The sequence below is a fragment of the Kitasatospora sp. NPDC022785 genome (assembly GCF_055561295.1).
In genome coordinates this window covers 24,020-44,240 of sequence record NZ_JBVHHB010000024.1, presented here as the reverse complement: position 1 = coordinate 44,240, position 20,221 = coordinate 24,020, and the positions used below count along the sequence as shown (strand labels likewise).

Below are 20,221 nucleotides of genomic sequence, written 5' to 3'. Positions count from 1 at the left end.
TCATTGCTGTGCACGACTCCTCGCGAGCCCCGGGATGGACACATGAGCGTCTGGCCGCAGTTGCGCGACTCCCGGCTCGTCCGGGTCGGCCGGGCTCCCGGAACGGTCCTGCGCTGCGGGCTGATGGACACCATGCTGGCCGACCTCTCCGTCTCGGTCGTCCTCTTCTTTGAGCAGGCCCTGGACGAGGACCGGCTCGCCGCCGGGCTGGCCCGGGCGCTGGAGCGGGTCCCGGTGTTCGTCGGACGGCTGCGCACCGTCGGCGGCGCGCTGGAGGCCGTCTGTGACGACTCCGGTGTTCCGATGGACAGTTACGACGTGGACGGCACCCTCGCCGAGGCGATGGGCCGGGTCACCGCCGCCGGCGCGCAACTGGTCGACCCGGTGGACGCCCCGGCCGCGCGGGCCGGCGGCGTCCCGCTGCTGACCGTCCGGCTCACCCGGCCCTCGGGCGGCGGCACGGTACTCGGCTGCTCCTGGCACCACGCGATCGGCGACCTGCAGAGCTTCATGCTGCTGATGCACGCCTGGTCCGCCGCGGTGGAGGGTGAGGAGCTCCCGGAGGCAGAACTGGCGGAAGATCAGGACGCGCTGCTGGACAAGGTGTTGCCTGCCACGGACTGCGGCCGCGCCGGATTCCGGCTGCCCTCGCCGGCCGAGACCGCCGCGCTGGCCCGCGAGGTGGCGGCCGGCCCACGAGCCAACCGGACCGTCCAGGTCTACTTCGGAGACGACGAGCTCGCCAGGATGCGGGACGAGTTCGGCGCGGCGACCGGGCGGAGCCTCTCCTCCGGCGACGTCCTGTGTGCCCATGTGGCCTCGGTGATCCGGGAATTGGACGGCGACCAGGAAGAGCGCGGGCTGACCGTCCCGGTCAACGCGCGCCGCCCGCTCGGCCTGCCGGCGGCCCTGGTGGGCAACCTGCTCAGCGAGATCCACCTCCCGCAGGTGCCGCAGGACGGCCCGGCCGCGCTCGCGGCAGCCCTGCGGACCGCGGTCGAGGGCTTCACCGAGGAGCACCTCAACCTCCGCTCCAACCTGGTCTTCCTGGAGTCGATCGGGCGCGAGCGGCTGCGCGACTGCGTGCCGATCGGCTTCGATCCGGAGCGGCGCCGGTTCAGCTTCTCCAACTGGAGCAGGTTCGGTGCGTACCGGATCGCCTTCCAGGGGAACCGTCCGGTCTTCTTCAGTCCGGCCGCCAACTACCCTCTGCCATGGGTCTCCTGGACGGTCGAGGGCTTCCACGGCACCGGTCTGCTCACCACCGTGGTGCTCCCCGCCCGGCTGGCCGCCCGGCTGCGGTGCACCGAGGGCCGGGCCGCGCTGCACCGCTACCGCGGCCCGGCCGACGTGCGGCCCGCGGTGGCCGCCATGGTGCCCAAGGTGCTCTGAGGGGCGCCGAAGAAAGGGGCGCGGAAGTGCGGGAGGCGTTGAACGCGGGACGCGGTGAACGGGATGCGCCCGAAGGGGAGGCGGCGAACGCGACGCGGTGAACGGGAGGCGCCCGAAGGGGAGGCGGTGAACGGGATGCGCCGGACGGGGGGACGCCGGAACGGGGGACGGCCGTCGTCCGGCCGCCCCCGTTCGCTCACGCGGTGTGATCAGGCCGGGAAGGCCTCCTCGATCGCCGTCCAGAGCTGCACCCGGGCCTTCAGTGCGAGGCGTACGGTCTCCGCGCAGGCGGCCCACTTGGCGTCGTCGTCGCCGTTGAGGTCGATCAGCATCTGCATCGCCATCGGCGTGTGCTGCTCGCCGTCGACCTCGATGTGCCGGGCCAGGTAGTCCTTGAAGACGGTCAGTGCGCCGTCCGGGTCCTCGATCGTGATGACCTGGGCGAACATGTCGGGGATCAGGTCCTCCCGGCCGAACGCGAAGGCGGCGGCGCGGCAGTGCACCGGCGCGTTCTCGATGATCTCCCAGGTGGTCGAGGTGAAGTCGACGGCGGCCTGCGGCACCCCGGCGCTCTTCAGCGCCTCCGGCACCGGGGTACCGGCGCGCAGCAGCGCCAGGAAGTCCTCGACCGGCTTCGGGTCGGCGCCGGCCTGCCGCATGCCCTCGACGTAGAGCTCGAAGTGGCTGGTGTAGCCCTCGCCGAGCTCGTCGCTCTCCTCCACCAGGACGATCTCGTTGATCAGCCGCCGACTGGCGGTCGGGCCGTCCGGGACCCAGGGCACGTCGACGTTGGTGAGCTCGCGCTGGAGGCTCTTCAGCAGCGACATGAAGTCCCAGACGGCGAAGACGTGCCGGTCCAGGAACGTGCGGACCCGCCCGATGCTGTTCAGGCCGCCGTAGACGGTGTGGCCGACGACCTCGCGGCGCAGCGGGTCGATCGCCTGCTGGAGGCTGGTCAGGCCCGGGTGCGAACGATCCCAGTGGTAACGGTTGTTGGACATGTGAAGCTCCTTCACGGGTGGGGCAGGATTCTGTCACGCTGAAGACACATCGCAAAGAGGTTGCGCCGGAACCGAGTTACTTCCCGACGGCGCGAGTCCATGACGGCGCTACTTCATGACGGCGCTACTTCATGACGGCGCGCAGCGCGTGCCGCAACTGCTCGCGGCCGGGCTGGAGGGCGCGGTCGAGCGCGGGGGCGAAGGGGAGCACCGCGCCGTCCGGGCGGGTGATCCGGCGAGGTGGCGCGATGAGCCGCATCTCCTCGGCGGCGGTGGCCAGTATCTCGGCGCCGATGCCGCAGCTGCGGTTGGAGTCGTCGACGACCACCAGCCGGCCGGTGCGCTCCAGCGAGGCGGCCAGCGCCGCCCAGTCGAAGGGGTACAGGGTGCGCGGGTCGAGCACCTCGACGGAAACCTCGTCGGCCAGCTCCTCGGCGACCGCCAGGGCGTCGTGCACCAAGTGGCCGACGGCGACCAGGGTGACGTCCCCGCCGGCCCGGTGCACGCGGGCCGAGCCGAGCGGGATCGGCGCCGGCTCCCAGGTGACGGTCTCGCGGACGGGCAGCGCGGCGGCCGGCGCGAACACGATCACCGGATCCGGGTCGCGGACGGCCGAGCGGAGCAGGCCGTAGGCATCCGTCGGGGTGGCGGGCACGACGGTCTTCACCCCGGCGTGCGCGAAGAGGCTGTACGGGTGGTCGGAGTGCTGGCCCGCCCAGCCGTCCCGCGAGCCGGATCCCGGTACCAGGCAGGTCAGCGGGACACCCGCCTGGCCGCCGGTCATCAGCGAGAACTTGTGGGCCTGGTTGACGAGTTGCTCGAAGACCAGGAAGAGCAGCGACGGGATCTGGAACTCCAGTACCGGCCGCCGGCCGGCCAGGGCCGCGCCGATCGCCATCGCCGTGAAGGCCTGCTCGGAGAGCGGGGTGTCGACGATCCGCTCCGGGCCGAACCGGTCCAGCAGCCCGAGCGTCGGACCGGCCATGCCGGCGCCGATGTCCTCGCCGAAGACGCAGACCGCCGGGTCGGCCGCGAGTTCGTCGGCCAGCGCCCGGTTGAGCGCCTTGGTGTACGAGAGCCTGGTCACGTCACCGCCCCCGCCCGCGGCTGCCGTCCGTCGGCGTACAGGTAGGCCGACGCGCCCGCCGGGTCCGGATGTCCGGAGGCGAGCGCGAACCGCTCGGCCTCCGCCAACTCGGCGGCCACCTCGGCGTCCAGGCCGGCGGCCCGGGCCCCGCCGATCGCGGCGGCGGCCCGGAGCAGCGGGTCGCGGGCCCGCCAGGTGTCCACCTCCTCCGCCGTCCGATAGCGCAGCTTCATCCGGCGCTCCATGGTGTGGTGGCCCTCGAAGCGGTAGGTGCGGCACTCGACGAAGCCGGGGCCGCCGCCGCTGCGTGCCCGGTCCACGGCGTCCTCGGCGGCGGCCCGGACGGCCTCGGTGTCCATCCCGTCGACCGTCACGGCCGGGATGCCGAAGGCGGCCGCCCGGCCGACCGCGCTGCCGGCGACCGCGGTGGCGGCCGGCAGGGTGGTCGCGTAGCCGTTGTTCTCGCAGACGAAGACCACCGGGGCCTTCCACGTCGCGGCCAGGTTGAGCGACTCCAGCAGGACGCCCTGGTTGAGCGCGCCGTCCCCGAAGAAGGAGACCGCCACCCGGTCCTCGCCGGCCTGCCGGGCCGCCCAGGCGGCGCCGACCGCGATCGGCGCGCCGGCGCCGACGATCCCGTTGGCGCCCAGGATGCCCAGCGAGAGGTCGGCGGCGTGCATCGAGCCACCCCGACCCTGGTTCAACCCTCCGACACGGCCGGCCAGTTCGGCCAGCAGCCGGCGCGGATCGGCGCCCCGGGCGAGGACGTGGCCGTGGCCGCGGTGGGTCGAGGTGAGCCGGTCGTCCGGGCCGAGTGCGGCGCAGACGCCGACCGCGACGGCCTCCTGGCCGATGTACGGGTGGATGCCACCGGGGATCACCCCGGATTTCACCAGGCCGAGCGCCAGCTCCTCGAAGCCCCGGATCAGCCGCAGCATCCGGTACCGCTGCCCCGGGCTGCCAAGAGGCGTGAGGGGGGCGCGTGGGGCTACGGGCGGCGGGGGCGGCGGTGTCACAGCGCTCCTCGCCAGAGCGTCGGGCAGATGTCCGGGTCGGCGTAGTCGGGCCGGCCGTCGCCGGTGCGGCGTACCACCACGTCGTGGTTGTAGACCACCGTGCTGCCGTCCGGCCGGGTGGCCCCGCGGTACGCGTTGGCGCCGTCCTGGAGGTGCAGCGAGACCGCGCGGCGCGGCGTGGTGGCGAGGTTGGGGCCGCTGCCGTGGTACGTGCGGCAGTGGTGGAAGCTGACGTGCCCGCGCGGGATGAGCATCGGCACCTTGCGGACCCGCTGCCCGTTGAAGCGGGCGTTCTCGGCGAGGATCTCCTCCAGCCGGGAGCGGTCACGGTGGGCGAAGTGCCGGGTGGAGTCCTCGCCGGAGTCCAGCTCGCGCCAGCGGTGGCTGCCGTCGACCATGGTGATGGTGCCGTTCTCCTCGCGGCAGTCGTGGAACGGCAGGAACGCGGTGAGCATCCGCTCGGAGGACGAGGTCTGCCAGTAGTGCTTGTCGAAGTGCCAGGGCACCTGGTTGCTCGGCTCCTCGGGTACCGGCGGCTTGTAGATCAGCGTCGCCTGGAAGACCCGGATCTCCTCGGCCTCGGCGAGCAGCGCGGCGACGGCGCCGAGCAGCGGCTTGCGCAGGATCGCGCCGATCGCGTCGCTCTCGAAGTGCACGTAGTCGTTGTGCCGCTGGACGGGGCCGTGGGCGGGCTCCCAGGAGGCCAGGTTCGGCGGGCGGACGGGCAGTTGGCGGTCCCGGTGGCCCTCGTAGTACGTCTCGGTGGCGGCCTGGAGCGTGTCCAGTTCCTCGTCGCTGAACAGCCGGCGGGAGAGGTACCAGCCGTGTTCGAGGTAGCCGGCCACCTCCTCCGCGGTGGGCAGCAGCGCGCGTTCGGCCTCGGTGAGCCGGAACTCGATCGCGGTGGTCATGGGTTGTGGCCTCCTTCGGGGTGGTGGCTTTCAGGCGGAGGCGGAGGCGGTGGCGCGCTGCCGCTCGACGGCCTCGTACAGGGCCTTGATGTTGGCGGTGCCGAAGGTGCCCGCGCCCTGCCGTTCGATCAGCTCCAGGAAGTACGTCCGGCGCGGGTGGGTGGAGCGGGCGAAGATCTGGAACAGCTGCCCGCCGTGGTCCTGGTCCACCAGCACGTCGAGTTCGCGCAGCGTGCCGACCGGGATGGCGGTGCCGCCGAGCCGCTCGGCCAGCGTGTCGTAGTAGGCGCCCGGGGTGCTGAGGAACTCGACGCCGCGGCCGCGGATGGTCCGGACGGCGGTGGCGATGTCGCCGGTGCGGAAGGCCAGGTGCTGGACGCCGGCGCCGCCATGGTCGGCGAGGAACGTGTCGATCTGGCCGGGGCGGCGGCCGGTGTCGGGCTCGATCAGGGTGAAGGTGACGTCGCCGGAGGCGCTCTGCACCACGCTGGAGTCCATCGCCTGCTCGCCGACCTCGAGGTACTCGCCGAAGATCCGGTGCATGCCGAGCGCGGCCTCGCAGAACTTCACCGCGGGGGCCAGCTCGCCGGCCGGCACGCAGATCGCGGCGTGGTCGAGGGCGTCCAGCAGGGTGCCGGCCGCCGGCTCCGCCGTGGTCAGCGGCGGCTGCGGCACGAACCGCAGCGCGAGGTCGCCGAACCCGGCCACCAGGCCACCGGCGCGGTCCAGGACGCGGGCGCCGTGCCGCTCCGCGCGCTCCAGCGAAGCCTGCGGGTCGGTGCAGCCGAGCGCGATCACCGCGACGCCGTCGCCGTGCCGGGCGACGTACTCGGCCACCGGGTGGGCGGGGTCGGCGGCCGAGAGGAGCCGCAGCCGGATGCCGCCCTGGCGCAGGCGGACGGCGCGCACGCCCTCCTGCTGCGGCACCTGGCCGGCGGCCGCGAGCGCCTCGGGCGTGAACTCCTCGGGTGTGAGCGCGTCGGCCGTCAACTCCTCGGCCGTCAACTCCTCGGCCGTCAACTCCTCGGGTGTGAACTCCTCAGGGCTGAAGCCGAAGTCGGCGCAGAGGCCTGCCGCGGCCTCGTCGGCGTCCGCGCAGTGGAACTCGACATGGGTGATGGACTGGATGGACAACGGGATCTCCCCGGAAGTGGCGAAGGACGAGTGGCTGAGTACGTGGTCGGGTCACGACACGGCCGAACGCGGCCGGTCCGGGCGCTACCGGGCGGACCGCGTGGACGCCGGCCCGAAGACCAGGCTCACGTTGTGGCCGCCGAAGGCGAAGGCGTTGCTGAGGGCGGCCCGCAGCGGCGCGGTCCGGGCGGCGCCGCGGACGTGGTCGAGCGGGCAGGCCGGATCCGGGTCGGTCAGGTTCACCGTCGGCGGCAGCGTCCCCCGGGCCACCGCGAGCGCGGTGACCGCAGCCTCCAAGGCCCCTGCGGCGCCGAGCAGATGGCCGGTGGCGCCCTTGGTGGAGCTGACCGCGGGACCGTCCTCGCCGAAGACGGCGCGCAGCGCGGCGGTCTCGGCGACGTCCCCCAGCCTGGTGCCGGTGCCGTGCGCGTTGACGTAGCCGATGTCGGACGGGGTGAGACCGGCGTTGGCGAGCGCGGTGCGCATCGCGTCGGCGGCTCCCTCACCGTCCGGGCGCGGCATGGTCGGGTGGTGGGCGTCGGTGGACGCGCCCCAGCCGGTCAGGTCGGCGTAGCCGGCCGCGCCGCGGGCGTCCGCGTGCTCGGCCCGCTCCAGCACCAGGACGGCGCTGCCCTCGCCCAGCACGAAGCCGTTGCGGCGGGTGTCGAAGGGCCGGCTGGCCTGCTCCGGGTCGTCCCAACCGGACGACAGGGCGCGGGCGTTGGTGAACGCGGCGGCGATCGTCGGGTGCAGCGAGGACTCGCTGCCGCCGCAGACCACGACGTCGGCGTCGCCGGCCCGGATCAGCCGCAGGCCCTCGGCGACCGCCTGGGCGCCGGCCGCGCAGGCCGTCACGATCGCCGAACTGAAGCCCCGGATGCCGTGCTTGATGGCGACCCGGGCGGTGGCCATGTTGGAGAGCATGCCGGGCAGCAGGTACGGGCTGACGCCGGGCCGGCCGCGCTCCAGCCGTCGGTGCGACTGCTGCTCGAAGGTCTCGAGCCCACCGCCACCGGTGGCCAGGACGACGGAGGTGCGGTGCGGGTCGGCGTCCCGGCCGACCACCATGCCGGCGTCGGCGAGCGCGTCGTCGGCGGCGGCCAGGGCGAGCAGCACGAACCGGTCCACGCAGCGGGTCTCGGTCGGCGGCAGCACCTCGCGCCCGTCCACGGCGGGCGCGACCCCGGCGGCGGTGAGCCAGCCGTGCGCGGCGTGGCCCTCCGGCAGCGCGCGGATGCCGGAGCGGCCGGCGGTGAGCGCGTCGAAGACCTCGGCGGGCTTGCGGCCGACCGGTGTGACCAGGCCGATGCCGGTGACCACGGCGGCCGGGCGGCCGCCGGTGTGGGGCGTCATCGGCCCGCCACCGAGTCGAGGTAGCGCCGGCGCAGCAGCACCTTGCGGACCTTGCCGGTCGGGCCGAGCGGGATGTCGTCGCCGGCCACCACCAGGACCTGGCGGACGGTGGCCGCGGCGCCCTCGTCCAGCGCGGCGGTGACCGCCTTGGTGCGGTCGGCCGCCGGGTCGGCGCCGGCGGCCAGGATCAGCAGCACGTCGGTGACCACCCGCTCGCCGTCCCGCACCGCGACGACCGTGCAGTCGGCGACGTCGGGGCAGGCGGCCAGCACGCGCTCCTCCGACATCGCGGTGAACAGCCGCTTCCCGTCGCCGAGTTCGACCGAGTCGACCAGCCGGTCCACGTGGTAGTAGTAGCCCTCCTCGTCCCGGTACATCAGGTCGCCGGTGAGGAAGCGGCCGCGGATCCTGGTCCGGAAGGTGGTGGCCGAGTCGTTCCAGTAGCCGAGCGCCAGGGTCGGGGAGGCGGTGGCCAGTTCGCCGACCTCGCCCGGGCCGAGCGGCTCGCCGTCCGGTCCGACCACCTCGCAGTCGACGAAGGCGTGCGGGCGGCCGACGCAGCGGCCGTACCGTTCGGTGCCGGGGCCGTGGGTGATGAAGAAGTGCGAGTGGCCCATCTCGGTGGAGCCGAGGCCGTCCACGAACAGCGAGCCGGGGAGGCGGACCCGGCCCTCCCTGGTCACCGACTCGCGGCTGCCGGCCGCGATCAGCCGGCGGATGTGCACCTCGTGTGCGCAGTCGCCGGTGTTCCACCAGAGCGCGACGGAATCCAACTCCCGTGCGGCCAGGTCATGGTGGGCGAGGTCGGCCCAGGTGGCGGCGAATCCGACCACCCCGGTGGGCCGCCACCCCTCGATCGCGTCCAGCACGCCGGCACCCGACTGGCCGGATAGCACGGCGAGTTGGGTGTGTGAGCTGAGCGCCAGGTTGACGGCGATCAGGGTGGCCGCGTGCGGTGCGGGCAACGCGCTGAGCATCCGCTCCTGTCCCTGCGGGCGGGGCAGCCGGAGGCGGTGGCGGATCGCCGCATACAGGCTCGCGTGCGAGTGGACCACGGCCTTGGGCATGCCGGTGGTGCCGGAGGAGTGGGTGATCGCCACCGGGTCGCCGGACCAGTGCCGGTACGGCGCGGGCGCGGCGTCAGGGTCGCCCGCGCCGAGCGCGGAGATCTCCGGGAACGCGGGGGCGCCGGTGTCGTGGCCGGCCAGCGCGGCCAGGTGCGCGGCGTCGGCGAGGATGCCGACCGGGCCCAGCTTGGTGATGTAGCGGGCGGCCCGCTCGCCGTCGAGGTTGGGATTGAGCAGCGCGGGGATGGCGCCGAGCCGGGCGAGCGCGAGGAAGGCGAGCACGTGGTCGGCGGCGTCGCTCGCGAACACCACCACCGGGTCGCGGCGGCCGACGCCGAGCGCGTGCAGCGCCGCGGCGCGGGCCCGGACGGCGCGGTCGAGCTCGCGCAGGGTGAACGGCTGCCAGGCGGGGTGGTCGTCCACCTGGGTGTCGAAGGTCAGCAGTGGCTCGTCCAGGCCGAGGCCGAGGTCCAGCCGGCTGGTCAGGGCGTTGCCGGCGCCGACGTCCGGGTCGTCCGCCAGAAGGGTGCGGATACTGCGGATGCTCACGGTGGTGGATCCCTCCCATGGTGCAGGGCGTACTGCGGCGCGACGCGGCGTGCGGGGGCGCTCGCGCGGATGCGGGGTGACGGTGTGCTGGGTGACGGGTGTGCCTGGGACGGCGTGCCCGGCGGCGGACGTGTGCTCGTGACGGTGCGTGTACGGTCGGTGGTGGTGCGGGATGGTGCGGGTCAGGCGGTGGTGACGAGGACGGCGACGGCCCGGTCGGTGCTCGTCCCGGCGTCTTCGGAGACGTCCGTCTTTTCGTCGGCCTGTTCGGCGGCGTTTTCGTCGTCCGCCCCGGCGCCGGCCGCCTCGGCCTGTTCGGCGGCGACGATCAGGACGTGGTCGGCGTCGCCGTCCGCGAGGAGCAGCGCGGCGAGGTCGAGCGCGTCCTGCGGCACCTCGCCCGCTCGTGCCCCGACCGGGCTGATCGCGACCACGGGCCCGGTCAGGCCCCAGCGGGCGGCGATGTGCCCGAGGACGGCGTTCGGGTTGGACTGGAAGAACAGCAGCGGCGGCACCCGCCGCCCGGAGGCCGCGGCCTCGTCGATCGCCCGCGCGGTGACACGGTCGCCGCCGGCGCTCGCCAGCAGCAGGGCGGTCCGGCCGGGGGCAGGGGCGGCGCCGTGGTGGGCGCGCAGACAGCGTTCGGCGGTCTCCGCCACCAGCGGGTTGAAGGAGGAGGCGGAGAAGCCGGGGACCGGCGGGAGCGGGTCGGGCCGGTCCGGGTCGGCCCGGCCGGGGTCGGGCCAGCGGGCCTCGGCGAGGATGCGCAGCTCGGTCATCGGGCGGCCACCAGGAGTGCGGTGTTGGCGCCGCCGAACGCCGAGTTGAGGGTGAGTGCGTAGCGGGGACGGGCGGTGCGCGGACCGTCGAGGACGAGGTCCAGGCCGGCGTCCGGGTCCGGGCCGAGCCAGCCGGCGTTCACCGGAAGCCGTCCGTCGCGCAACGCCGCGATGGTGACGGCGAGTTCGAGCAGCGCGGAGGCCTCCAGGGCGTGGCCGTGGACGGACTTGCTGGAGCTCACCGGCAGCCGGTCGGTGTGCGCTCCGAACACCCGGCGCAGTGCGCTCGCCTCGGCCCGATCGGCCAGCGGCGAGCCGGTCCCGTTGGCGTTGACGTAGCCGATCTCCGCCGGGCCGAGGCCGGCCCGGGCGAGCGCGGCCTCGACGGCCCGGGCCGCGCCCTCGCCGTCCGGTTCGGGGCGGCAGACGTGGTGGGCGTCGCCGGTCCGGCCCCAGCCGGCCAGCCGGGCGAGGACGGGCGCGCCGCGCCGCCCGGCCGCGGGTTCGGCCTCGACGACCACGGCGGCCGCCGCGTCGCCGAGCAGGGTGCCGGTGCGGCCGGCGCTGAACGGGCGCAGCTCGCCGTCGCGGGCCAGCGCCCGTCCGGCGTCGAAGGCCGCGAAGACGCCCGGCTCGACCAGGTGCCCGGCCGCGACCAGTACCCGGGGGTGCCGGCCGGTGGCGACCAGCGCGGCGGCGTCGGCCACCGCGGTGCCGGCCGCGACGCAGGCACCGGTGTAGACGCGGGTGACGCCGGCGACCCCCCAGGCGGCGGCCGCCCCGGCGGCGACGGCCGTGGTGACCGCTCGGGTGCGCAGGTCGCTGTGCAGCGCGAGCAGCACCGGCATGGCCGCATTGCCGGAGGCTGCGGGACCGGCGGGCAGGCCGGCCTGGTGGCAGGCCTGGTCCACGGCGGCGAGCACGGCGCCGGCGAGCTCCACCGGCCGGGGCAGCAACGCGGCCCGGGTGGTCCGGCGAGCGGAGACGTCGAACCTGGTCACCGTGGTGAAGACGGCCTTGCCGTGGGCGGTGGCCTCGGCGAGCTCGCCGAGCCCGGTTCCGGCCGCACTGAGCACGCCGACGCCGGTGACCACGGGCCGGACGGCGGGTGGGGCCACGGGCCGGACGCCGGTGACCACGGGCCGGACGGCGGGTGAGGCGTGGCCGGTCATGACGGCGCGGCCCCGGGGGTGGTTGGTGCAGGCGCGGCCGGTGCGGCGCCGGCCAGGACGGCCGCGCGGAGCACCTCGGTGGCGTCGTCCACGGTCCTGATCGCCTCGAACCGCTCGTCGTCGAGGTCTGGCTCGATACCGTAGCGCTGCTCGAACTCGGCTATCAGCCAGGTGAGTTCGAGAGATCCGAGCTCCTCGGGGACGGAGTCGGCGGCGCGCTGCCCGAACGCCGCCAGGATCTCCAGCACCTCGGCCCGGTCGGGGAGGGCAGGGCCGGTCACGCCGGGCTGCCCGAGGTGGCCGTGGCGGCGAGACGGGTGGCGACGTCGGCGGTGAACTGGTCCAGCGTCATCAGCGCGGTGCTCTCCATCTCGTCCAGGTCGAACTTGACCCCGAACTCGTCCTCGACCTGAACGGAGAGGTCGGCGAGGGCGAGCGACTCCAGGTCGAGCCCGGCCGGGCCGAGGTCGGTGTCGCCGGTGACCTCGGAGACGTCGTACTGCATCTCGGCCAGCGCGGCGAGGACGAACTCGCGGATGCGGTCCTGCATGGTGTGCTCCTTGGTGCCTGCACGCGGGCGGCGCGTGCGGGTTGTCGGGGAATTCCGTTCGGATACGGCGGGAAGGCCGGCCCGGGCCCACCGGGATGGTGCCGTGGGTGCGGCGGGGTGATCGCCGCGGCCGGGTCGGGAATGGGATTCGGTCTTGCGGGAGCGCGGCCGGGTTCGGAGGCAATCGCGGTTCAGCGGGCGGCCGCGCGCAGGGCGGCCGGGTCGCGCAGCAGCTTTCCGGTGGCTGTGCGCGGCAGTTGCGGCAGGAAGGCCAGCCGGCGGGGCCGCTTGAAGGCGGCGAGCTGCCGGGCCAGCCGCTCCTGGACGAGCGCGTGATCCGCGCCGTCCTCGGCGGCGAGGTACGCCTCGATGGCGCCCTCGTCGAAGACGACCACGGCCTCGCGGACCTCCGGCAGGGCGGCCAGGGTCTGCTCGACCTCGGTGAGGTCCACCTTCAGGCCGCCGATCGAGACCTGCGAGTCCCGCCGGCCGAGCACGGTGACCAGTCCGGTGGCCCGGTCCAGGACGGCGGCGTCCCGGGTGTGCAGCCAGCCGTCCGACCAGCGGGTCGGGTCGTCCAGCCCGGGGTACGGTGAGGCGGCCGTCCTGAGCTGCAACTCCCCGGCCACCAGGCGAAGTTCCATCCCGTCCACCGGCTGTTTGGCCGGGTGCAGCCGGCCGGTCAGGTCGGTGGCGATGACACCGAGTTCGGTCATCCCGTACATGGTGCCGAGCGGGACGCCGTACCTGGCGGTGAAGGCGGTCGGCAGGCCCGGGCGCACCAGCTCCCCGGCCACCACCATCCGCCGCAGCCGGGGCAGCGGCGGGGGTGCGGCCGCGCCGGCCAGCAGCTCGGCGTGGAAGGGGACACCGATCAGGGTGGTCGGCCGCTCCTGCTCCGCGGCGACGGCGGCGAGGATGCCCGCAGCCGTCACCCGGGCCGGTACGGTCAGCGGCGCGCGGGCGTGCAGGCTGTTCAGCAGTCCGCCGACCAGTCCTAGCACGTGCACCACCGAGGAGAGCAGCACCACCCGCTCGCCCTCCCCCGGGAAGTCCACCAGCTTTCGGTAGCAGGTGAGTTCACGGATGAGGTCACCGGCGGTGCGGGCGATGACCTTGGCCGGCCCGGTGGAGCCTGAGCTCAGCTGGACCAGCGCATGGCCGGTCGCGGCCGGGCGCCCGTCCGACAGCCGGACGGCCACCGGGTCGACCTCGGAGAAGCCGCGCAGCGCCGCCGAGGTCCCGTGTTCGGACCCTACCAGCACCTGCGGGGCCAACCGTTCGACCGCGAGGGCGATCTCGTGGTCGGTCAACCGGTGGTCCAACAGGGCCACTTGGGCGCGCAGTTGCCAGCAGGCGAGCAGCACGGCGACAAAGCCCAGCGAGGGCGGAAGTCGCAGTGCTGCCGTACCGCCCGGTGCCAGGCCGGCCGCGGCCAGCCGCTCGACCTGCTCGCCGACCAAGGCGCGCAGGGCGTCACGGTCGACGGGTGTGCCGAAGTGAAGGCACTCCTCGCCCCCGGGGCCGGCCAGCAGCAACCGCTCCACCCAGTCGCGGGGGGCATCGGCGTGCGGCGGTGAAGAGGGCGGAAGTGAGAAGAGGGAAATGCCGGTCAACGCCACTCCACGCAGTGAGGAGATTTGACATGGACGCCGTTCTCAACCAATACGTTCAATTCCGTTGCCAGACCTTTGCACAGACGATTGGTCAAATCAAGGTCTATACCAATCTGGTGTAGACCTCCTACGCTGCCGAACCGGGACTGGTCCGAGCGCGGCCGTCCGGGAACGAGGATGCCCGTGGGACTACTCACGCTGGCCGGGATCGAGCGCGCTGCACGCGCCCAACTTCCCCCGGAAATATGGGACTTCATCGAGGGTGGCAGCGAAGCGGAACGCACCCTCGCGGGGAACCGGGAAATGTTCGCCCGCTATGCGTTGCGGCCGCGCGCCCTCGTCGACGTCTCGGGCTGCTCGACCGCTGTCCGGCTGCTCGGCTCCGAGCTCCGACTCCCGGTCGGGATTGCCCCGATGGCCTACCACCGTCTGGTCGATCCGGACGGCGAGATTGCGACCGCCCGGGCAGCCGGACGGGCAGGAGCCCTGCTCGTCGCCGGCATCTTCGCCAGTGCCACCCTCGAATCCATCGCCGCCGCAGCCACCGGGCCGCTCTGGCTCCAGCTCTACTGGCTGCGCCGCCGTGACGTGCTCGCCGCGCTGGTCGAACGGGCCGAGGCGGCCGGCTACACCGCCCTGATGCTGACCGTGGACGCCCCCCGGATCGGGCGGCGGCTGCGCGACCTGCGCAACGGCTTCGCCGTCCCGCCGCACATCCGCGCCGTGAACCTCGACTCGGCCCTGATGGCCGCCAGCCACCGGGCCGGCGCCGGCTCCTCCGGTATCGCCGACCACGCGCTGGAACAGTTCGACCCCACCCTGACCTGGTCCGACCTGGCCTGGCTGCGCGAGCGCACCCGGCTCCCGATCGTCCTCAAGGGCATCCTCACCGCCGAGGACGCACGGCTCGCCGCCGAGAACGGGGCGGACGCCGTCGTGGTCTCCAACCACGGAGGCCGCCAGCTCGACGGCGCACTGCCCGCCCTCGCCGCCCTGCCCGAGGTCGCCGCCGCTCTTCCGCCGGACGTCCCGGCCCTGCTCGACGGCGGCGTCCGCACCGGTACCGACGTCGCGGTCGCGCTCGCCCTGGGTGCCCGCGCCGTCCTGGTCGGCCGGCCGGTGCTCTGGGGGCTCGCCACCGGGGGAGAGGCCGGCGCGGCCGCCGTCCTCGGCCTGCTCCGCGGCGAACTGGAGCACACACTGGCCCTGTTGGGCCGCCCCACGCCCGCCGACCTGGACCGCACGGCCCTGGCGCCCTGGCCCCTCTGACCACGGCCCGGCCGCCCGAAGATCTGCCCGCGCACCACCTTGCCCGTCTCGTGCCACCACCCCGAGCACCCGCGCAGCACCCCGAGCACCCGCGCAGCACCCCGAACACTCGCGCACCACCCCGCCCATCTCGCGCCACCACCCGGCATACCTCTCGCAACCCACCGGCACAGCCGGCAACACCGCCCGGCAGCGGCCCCGACCGAAGGACCGACGACATGAAGCACCACGACGCCTTCCCCGGCTGGGACTGGGACGACCCCGAGGGGATCGCCGCGCGCCTCGACGAGGTCAGCGACCGGGTCGCCACCTGCAAGACCCTCGAACCGGCCGACCGGCTCCCGCGCGACCACCAGGAGTTCCGCGAACTCGGCCTCACCGGCATCGAGTTCGCCGCCTTCCGGACGGCCCACCCGGCCGGCCTCGGCACCGACCTCACGGCTCTGACCAGCCCCGGCGCCGCCACCGAGCCCGGCACCCTCTACCGCGTCGACGGCGACCGCTGGTTCACCCAGCTCGACATCGCCCGGCCGCTGCCGTTCGCCGACGCCAGCGTCGACTGGGTCTACGCCGAGCACCTGATCGAGCACGTCACCCTGCCGGTCGCCGTCGGCTGGCTGCGCGAGGCCCGGCGCGTGCTGCGCCCCGGCGGCGTCCTGCGCCTCACCACCCCGGACCTCGCCCGCTACCTGGTCGGTTACGTCACCGACGACGGCTTCCTCGCCAAGCACCGCCGCCGCCTCACCACCATGGGCTTCGGCCCGCCGATGCCGAAACGCCCTGCCTTCCTGGTCAACCAGATCTTCCGGTACTACGGTCACCAGTGGATCTACGACCTGGACGAGCTGTGCCACGTCCTCACCCGGGCCGGCTTCGAGCCCGGGCAGATCCGCCACTGCGCCTACCGGCAGGGCAGCCGCGCCGACGTCGCCGACCTCGACACCGCCTTCCGCACCGACGAGACGGTCTACGTCGAGGCGGACCGCTGACCTCGACCGGCACGTCCGACCGGACGATCCCGACCGGCCCACCAGACCGCTGACCCCGAGCCGCCGGCCCGAGCCGGTGACCCGGCCGCGCACCCCACAGTTCGACGGGACGACCCATGCCACTGCACCCCCAGGCCCAGGCCCTGCGCGAGCGCCGCGCGCGGGCCGGCACGCCACCGCTCTACACCCTCACCCCGGGCGAGGCCCGGGCCGCCGACCTCGCCGACATCCGGGCCGCGGCCGGCACCCCCGAACCCGTCGCCGCCGTCGAGGAGCACCGCATCCCCGGCCCGGGCGGCGAACTCGCGCTCCGCCTCTACCGCCCGCAGCAGACCGCCGGCCCGGCACTTCCCGCCCTGCTGTACCTGTTCGGCGGCGGCTGGACCCTCGGCTCGCCCGACACCAGTGACGCGATCTGCCGCCGCCTCACCAACGCCGTCGGCTGTGTCACCGCCTCCGTCGGCTACCGCCTCGCCCCCGAACACCCCTTCCCCGCCGCCGTCCACGACTGCCGGGCCGCCGCGCGCTGGCTGGCCGGACACGCCGCCGGCCTCGGCATCGACCCGACACGCCTGGCCGTCGGCGGCGACAGCGCCGGCGGCAACCTCGCCGCCGCGCTGACCCTGCTCGCCCGCGACGAGGGCGGCCCGGCCCTTCGCCACCAACTGCTCGTCTACCCCAACACCGACCACCGGGCCGACACCGCCTCGCTGCGCGAGCACGACGACCCGGCGCTCTTCAACCGCCGCTCGGTCGCCTGGTACTGGGGCCACTACCTGGCCGACCCCGCCGACGGGGACCACCCGCACGCCTCCCCGCTGCGCGCCCCGAGCCTCGCCGGGCTGCCACCCGCCACCGTGATCACCGCCGAGTACGACCCGCTGCGGGACGAGGGCGAACGCTACGCCGACGCGCTGCGGGCGGCCGGCGTCCCCGTCGAATCCCGGCGGTACGCGGGCATGCCGCACGGCTTCTTCGCCATGACGGGCGTCCTGGACGCCGCCAGCGACGCCCAGCGGTACGCCGCCGACCGGCTGCGCGAGGCCCTCCGGTGAGCGCGCCCGAGCCGCCGGAGCCCATCCCGCCGCTGGAACTGGCCGAGCTGCACGCCTCCCTCGCCGACCCGCTGCTGGACGCGATGACCTTCCTCAACGAGGTCACCACCCGCTACCCCGACGCCGTCTCCTTCGCCCCCGGCCGGCCCTACGAGGGCTTCTTCGAACCCGAGGACGTCCACACCTACCTGGACACCTACCTGGACCACCTGGCGGACCGGGGCGCCGGCCGGGACGCGGTCCGGACCACGCTCTTCCAGTACGGGCCGACCAAGGGGGTCATCGCCGACCTGGTCGCCCGTACCCTCTCCAACGACGAGGGCCTGGCCGTCCCGCCCGAGGCGCTGGTGCTGACCGTCGGTGCCCAGGAGGGCATGCTGCTGACGCTGCGCGCCCTCTGCGCCGGCCCGGACGACGTCCTGCTGGTCAGCTCGCCCTGCTACGTCGGCGTGACCGGCGCCGCCCGGCTGCTCGATCTGACCACCGTCCCGGTGCCCGAGGGCCCCGACGGCGGCCCGGACCCGCAGGCCGTCCGCGCCGCGGCCCGCGCCGTGCGGGCCGGGGGGCGGCGCCCGCGCGCGCTCTACGTCGTCCCCGACTTCGCCAACCCCTCCGGCACCAGCATGCCCGTCCCCGCCCGGGCCCGGCTGCTGGACGCCGCGGCCGGGGAGGGCCTGCTCGTCATCGAGGACAACCCGTACGGCTTCTTCGCCCGCGACCCAGGTGAGCGGCCCACGCTGAAGGCCCTGGACCGGCGACGCCAGGTCGTCTACCTCGGCTCATTCGCCAAGACCTGCTTCCCCGGCGCCCGCCTCGGCTACGTCGTGGCCGACCAGGAGGTGGCCGGGCCCGGCGGGCGGCGCTCGCTGCTGGCGGACGAGCTGGCCAAGCTGAAGAGCATGACGACGGTCAACACGCCGGCGCTCAGCCAGGCCGTGATCGGTGGCATGCTGCTGCGTCATGGCTGCCGGCTGCGCGCAGCCAACGCCGGGGCGACGGCTCATTACGCGGCCAACATGGCCGTGTTGCTGCGGGAGTTGGGGCGGCAGTTCCCCGCGGGGGAATGCCAGCGGTCGGGCCTGTCCTGGACCCGGCCGGAGGGCGGCTTCTTCGCCGTGCTGACGGTGCCCTTCCCGGCCGACGAGGCGGCCATGGAGCGGTGCGCCCGGGACCACGGGGTGCTCTGGACCCCGATGGCGCCGTTCTATCCGGCCGGCGGCGGAGAGCGGCGACTGCGGCTCTCCATCAGCTCCCTGACGGAGCACCAGATCGTCGACGGGGTCGCCGCGCTGGCCCGCTTCGTCCGCGAGCAGGCCGCACCAGGTCCGACCGCCTAGGTCCGGACGGGAGCCAGGTGCCACCGAGGCGGGGCCGGGGTCGATCGGCCCCGGCCCCGCCTCGCCGTCCGTCCGGCCTCAGCGCACCCGCGTGGAGAACAGTCGTGCGGACCAGTACACCGCCGCCACCGTCATCACCACGACGACCAGCAGCCCCTGCCAGACCACGCTGTCCCCGACGTGGCCGGAGAACAGGGCCCGCATGCCCTCCACGGCCCAGTAGAAGGGGTTCCACTTGGCCAGCGACTGCAGCCACACCGGCGCCAGCGCCAGGGGCAGCAGGACGCCGGAGAGCAGCGCGATCGGCTGCGCGAGGGTGTTCACCACCGGCGCCATCGCCTCGTCGGCCGGGAGCAGCAGGGCGATGCCGTAGGAGATCGCCGAGGTCATCAGGGCCAGCAGGCCCAGCAACAGGTAGGCCAGCAGCAGGTCCACCGGGCCGACCCGCAGGCCGAACGGCAGCGCCACCAGGGTGATGATCACGGCCTGCACCAGCAGCGCCACCGTCTCGCGCAGTGCCCGGCCGAGCAGCAGTGCCAGCCGGCTGACCGGGGTCACCCGGGCCCGCTCGATGATGCCGGACTTGAGCTCGCCGAGCAGGCTGAAGCCGGTGTAGAGGCCGCCGAAGATGCAGAGCACCGCCAACAGGCCCGGAACGTAGATCTGGTAGGCCGCGGCGTAGGTGGTCGCGCCCATCGGTTCCAGGACCTTCTTGAGCAGCGGCGCGAACAGCAGCAGGTAGAAGACCGGCTGGATCACGCCGACGGCGATCCAGATCGGCGTTCGCCACATCAGCAGCAGCTGCCGCTGGAAGACCAGCCAGGTGTCACGGGCGAGCTTCAAGAGAGCCCCTCGGGGTGTCGGAGGTCAGGCCTGCTCGATCGAGCGGCCCGTGCGGGCCAGGAACACGTCGTCCAGGCTGGGCCGTTGCAGCTGCACCGTGCCGGGCACCACGCCCGCGCCGTCGAGGGCGCGCAGCAGCTGCGGGATCGCGGCGGCGCCGTCGTCCAGGTAGAGGCGCAGGCCGCCCTCGCCCTGCGCCTCCAGGCGGTGCAGGTAGGCCTGTTCGCGCAGGGCCTTGGTGGCCCGTTCGGTTTCCCCGGCGGGCAGGCCGACGAGGACGACGTCGCCGGAGATCTCCCGCTTGAGGGTCTCGGGCGTGCCCTCGGCGACGACTTCGCCGTGGTCGACGATCGCCACCCGGTCGCAGAGCGCGTCGGCCTCCTCCAGGTAGTGGGTCGTCACCACGACGGTCATGCCCTCGTCGCGCAGCCGGCGGATCTCCGCCCAGACCTGGCCCCGGCTGGCCGGGTCGAGGCCCACGGTGGGCTCGTCCAGGAAGAGCACCCGGGGGGCGTGGATGACGCCGAGTGCGATGTCCACCCGGCGGCGCTGACCGCCGGAGTAGGTGCGGCACGGCCGGTCGGCGAACTCGGTGAGCTCGAAGGCCTTCAGGGCCTCCTCGGCGCGTTGCAGGGCCGCGGCCTTTCCGGCGCCGTGCATCCGCGCCTGGAGCACCAGCTCCTCGCGGGCGCTGACGGCATCGGTGGTTCCGCCGCCCTGGGCGACGTAGCCGATGCGGCGGCGGACGTCGGCCGGGTCGGCGAGCAGGTCGGCGCCGGCGATCCGGGCCTCGCCGCCGTCCGGGCGGATGAGCGTGGCGAGCATGCGCAGTGTGGTCGTCTTGCCGGCGCCGTTGGGGCCGAGGAAGCCGAAGATCTCACCTGCCGCCACGTCCAGGTCGATGCCGCGGACGGCGTCGACGGCGGCCTGACCGCGTTGTTTGGACGGATAGGACTTGCGAAGTCCCTTGGTCTCGATCAACCAGAACTCCCGTGCGGGGATGGGTTGCCGGGGCACCTGGGATGCGGTGCTGCGGAGGGGCGCCGCCGAACGCGGCACTGCGCGCCACCCTAGGGTCTGCGGCGCCCCGGAAACAATGGC

19 protein-coding genes are annotated in these 20,221 nt (G+C 74.2%); 5 read left to right on the top strand and 14 right to left on the bottom strand.

Annotation, left to right across the window (positions count from 1 at the left end):
- Positions 1 to 42 precede the first annotated feature (42 nt).
- A complete protein-coding gene (locus ACZ3YO_RS30185; RefSeq protein WP_465575538.1) occupies positions 43 to 1,392 on the top strand; it encodes an acyltransferase in 1,350 nt (449 codons plus the stop codon).
- 209 nt (positions 1,393 to 1,601) lie between these two features.
- On the opposite strand, the gene ACZ3YO_RS30180 is transcribed toward ACZ3YO_RS30185, so the two are convergent.
- From ACZ3YO_RS30180 to ACZ3YO_RS30125, 12 genes are all read right to left on the bottom strand, one after another.
- Positions 1,602 to 2,393: a DUF3050 domain-containing protein gene (locus ACZ3YO_RS30180; protein ID WP_465575536.1), complete on the bottom strand. Its 792-nt coding sequence runs from the start codon at positions 2,391 to 2,393 to the stop codon at positions 1,602 to 1,604.
- A 124-nt stretch (positions 2,394 to 2,517) separates the two neighbouring features.
- The gene (locus ACZ3YO_RS30175) at positions 2,518 to 3,480 is read right to left on the bottom strand and encodes an alpha-ketoacid dehydrogenase subunit beta (RefSeq protein ID WP_465575533.1); all 963 of its coding nucleotides are present in this window, start codon (positions 3,478 to 3,480) and stop codon (positions 2,518 to 2,520) included.
- Positions 3,477 to 4,418, bottom strand: a complete 942-nt coding sequence (locus ACZ3YO_RS30170) for a thiamine pyrophosphate-dependent dehydrogenase E1 component subunit alpha (RefSeq protein ID WP_465575530.1) — start codon at positions 4,416 to 4,418, stop codon at positions 3,477 to 3,479. Before ACZ3YO_RS30170 ends, ACZ3YO_RS30175 begins: the two co-directional genes overlap by 4 nt.
- Before the next feature lie 74 nt (positions 4,419 to 4,492).
- Entirely contained in the window at positions 4,493 to 5,407 is a 915-nt protein-coding gene (locus ACZ3YO_RS30165) for a phytanoyl-CoA dioxygenase family protein (RefSeq protein WP_465575527.1), read from the bottom strand.
- A 30-nt stretch (positions 5,408 to 5,437) separates the two neighbouring features.
- The gene (locus tag ACZ3YO_RS30160; RefSeq protein ID WP_465575525.1) at positions 5,438 to 6,541 is read right to left on the bottom strand and encodes a VOC family protein; all 1,104 of its coding nucleotides are present in this window, start codon (positions 6,539 to 6,541) and stop codon (positions 5,438 to 5,440) included.
- Between the two features lie 84 nt (positions 6,542 to 6,625).
- Positions 6,626 to 7,894 carry a beta-ketoacyl-[acyl-carrier-protein] synthase family protein gene (locus ACZ3YO_RS30155; RefSeq protein WP_465575523.1) on the bottom strand — a complete coding sequence of 423 codons (1,269 nt, stop codon included), beginning with the start codon at positions 7,892 to 7,894 and terminating at the stop codon, positions 6,626 to 6,628.
- The gene (locus tag ACZ3YO_RS30150; RefSeq protein ID WP_465575520.1) at positions 7,891 to 9,510 is read right to left on the bottom strand and encodes a class I adenylate-forming enzyme family protein; all 1,620 of its coding nucleotides are present in this window, start codon (positions 9,508 to 9,510) and stop codon (positions 7,891 to 7,893) included. The genes ACZ3YO_RS30155 and ACZ3YO_RS30150 overlap by 4 nt, the downstream gene beginning before the upstream one ends.
- Before the next feature lie 182 nt (positions 9,511 to 9,692).
- Positions 9,693 to 10,289: a beta-ketoacyl synthase chain length factor gene (locus tag ACZ3YO_RS30145; protein WP_465575518.1), complete on the bottom strand. Its 597-nt coding sequence runs from the start codon at positions 10,287 to 10,289 to the stop codon at positions 9,693 to 9,695.
- Positions 10,286 to 11,461, bottom strand: a complete 1,176-nt coding sequence (locus ACZ3YO_RS30140) for a beta-ketoacyl synthase N-terminal-like domain-containing protein (RefSeq protein WP_465575515.1) — start codon at positions 11,459 to 11,461, stop codon at positions 10,286 to 10,288. Before ACZ3YO_RS30140 ends, ACZ3YO_RS30145 begins: the two co-directional genes overlap by 4 nt.
- Complete coding sequence (locus tag ACZ3YO_RS30135) at positions 11,458 to 11,742, bottom strand: acyl carrier protein (RefSeq protein ID WP_465575513.1); 285 nt, start codon at positions 11,740 to 11,742, stop codon at positions 11,458 to 11,460. Before ACZ3YO_RS30135 ends, ACZ3YO_RS30140 begins: the two co-directional genes overlap by 4 nt.
- Positions 11,739 to 12,011, bottom strand: a complete 273-nt coding sequence (locus ACZ3YO_RS30130) for an acyl carrier protein (RefSeq protein WP_465575510.1) — start codon at positions 12,009 to 12,011, stop codon at positions 11,739 to 11,741. The genes ACZ3YO_RS30135 and ACZ3YO_RS30130 overlap by 4 nt, the downstream gene beginning before the upstream one ends.
- Before the next feature lie 191 nt (positions 12,012 to 12,202).
- Positions 12,203 to 13,627 carry a class I adenylate-forming enzyme family protein gene (locus tag ACZ3YO_RS30125; RefSeq protein ID WP_465575507.1) on the bottom strand — a complete coding sequence of 475 codons (1,425 nt, stop codon included), beginning with the start codon at positions 13,625 to 13,627 and terminating at the stop codon, positions 12,203 to 12,205.
- A 177-nt stretch (positions 13,628 to 13,804) separates the two neighbouring features.
- Between ACZ3YO_RS30125 and ACZ3YO_RS30120 the strand changes: the two genes are divergently transcribed.
- The 4 genes from ACZ3YO_RS30120 to ACZ3YO_RS30105 all read left to right on the top strand — a co-directional run bounded on the left by ACZ3YO_RS30120 (position 13,805) and on the right by ACZ3YO_RS30105 (position 18,277).
- Positions 13,805 to 14,896: an alpha-hydroxy acid oxidase gene (locus ACZ3YO_RS30120; RefSeq protein WP_465575505.1), complete on the top strand. Its 1,092-nt coding sequence runs from the start codon at positions 13,805 to 13,807 to the stop codon at positions 14,894 to 14,896.
- 218 nt (positions 14,897 to 15,114) lie between these two features.
- The gene (locus ACZ3YO_RS30115; protein ID WP_465575502.1) at positions 15,115 to 15,885 is read left to right on the top strand and encodes a class I SAM-dependent methyltransferase; all 771 of its coding nucleotides are present in this window, start codon (positions 15,115 to 15,117) and stop codon (positions 15,883 to 15,885) included.
- Positions 15,886 to 16,001: 116 nt separating this feature from the next.
- On the top strand, positions 16,002 to 16,940 hold the full coding sequence (locus ACZ3YO_RS30110) for an alpha/beta hydrolase (protein ID WP_465575499.1): 939 nt from the start codon (positions 16,002 to 16,004) through the stop codon (positions 16,938 to 16,940).
- The gene (locus ACZ3YO_RS30105; protein ID WP_465575497.1) at positions 16,937 to 18,277 is read left to right on the top strand and encodes an aminotransferase-like domain-containing protein; all 1,341 of its coding nucleotides are present in this window, start codon (positions 16,937 to 16,939) and stop codon (positions 18,275 to 18,277) included. Before ACZ3YO_RS30110 ends, ACZ3YO_RS30105 begins: the two co-directional genes overlap by 4 nt.
- A gap of 78 nt (positions 18,278 to 18,355) precedes the next feature.
- On the opposite strand, the gene ACZ3YO_RS30100 is transcribed toward ACZ3YO_RS30105, so the two are convergent.
- Both ACZ3YO_RS30100 and ACZ3YO_RS30095 read right to left on the bottom strand, forming a co-directional pair.
- Entirely contained in the window at positions 18,356 to 19,120 is a 765-nt protein-coding gene (locus ACZ3YO_RS30100) for an ABC transporter permease (protein ID WP_465575494.1), read from the bottom strand.
- Positions 19,121 to 19,144: 24 nt separating this feature from the next.
- Positions 19,145 to 20,101 carry an ATP-binding cassette domain-containing protein gene (locus tag ACZ3YO_RS30095; RefSeq protein ID WP_465575491.1) on the bottom strand — a complete coding sequence of 319 codons (957 nt, stop codon included), beginning with the start codon at positions 20,099 to 20,101 and terminating at the stop codon, positions 19,145 to 19,147.
- Between the last annotated feature and the right edge of the window lie 120 nt (positions 20,102 to 20,221).

Excerpts from the sequence above, each read along its gene's own strand:
- ACZ3YO_RS30185 (WP_465575538.1), top strand. The coding sequence starts at position 43 with ATGAGCGTCTGGCCGCAGTTGCGCGACTCCCGGCTCGTCCGGGTCGGC.
- ACZ3YO_RS30180 (WP_465575536.1), bottom strand. The coding sequence starts at position 2,393 with ATGTCCAACAACCGTTACCACTGGGATCGTTCGCACCCGGGCCTGACC.
- ACZ3YO_RS30170 (WP_465575530.1), bottom strand. The coding sequence starts at position 4,418 with ATGCTGCGGCTGATCCGGGGCTTCGAGGAGCTGGCGCTCGGCCTGGTG.
- ACZ3YO_RS30165 (WP_465575527.1), bottom strand. The coding sequence starts at position 5,407 with ATGACCACCGCGATCGAGTTCCGGCTCACCGAGGCCGAACGCGCGCTG.
- ACZ3YO_RS30155 (WP_465575523.1), bottom strand. The coding sequence starts at position 7,894 with ATGACGCCCCACACCGGCGGCCGCCCGGCCGCCGTGGTCACCGGCATC.
- ACZ3YO_RS30145 (WP_465575518.1), bottom strand. The coding sequence starts at position 10,289 with ATGACCGAGCTGCGCATCCTCGCCGAGGCCCGCTGGCCCGACCCCGGC.
- ACZ3YO_RS30140 (WP_465575515.1), bottom strand. The coding sequence starts at position 11,461 with ATGACCGGCCACGCCTCACCCGCCGTCCGGCCCGTGGTCACCGGCGTC.
- ACZ3YO_RS30130 (WP_465575510.1), bottom strand. The coding sequence starts at position 12,011 with ATGCAGGACCGCATCCGCGAGTTCGTCCTCGCCGCGCTGGCCGAGATG.
- ACZ3YO_RS30120 (WP_465575505.1), top strand. The coding sequence starts at position 13,805 with ATGCCCGTGGGACTACTCACGCTGGCCGGGATCGAGCGCGCTGCACGC.
- ACZ3YO_RS30115 (WP_465575502.1), top strand. The coding sequence starts at position 15,115 with ATGAAGCACCACGACGCCTTCCCCGGCTGGGACTGGGACGACCCCGAG.
- ACZ3YO_RS30110 (WP_465575499.1), top strand. The coding sequence starts at position 16,002 with ATGCCACTGCACCCCCAGGCCCAGGCCCTGCGCGAGCGCCGCGCGCGG.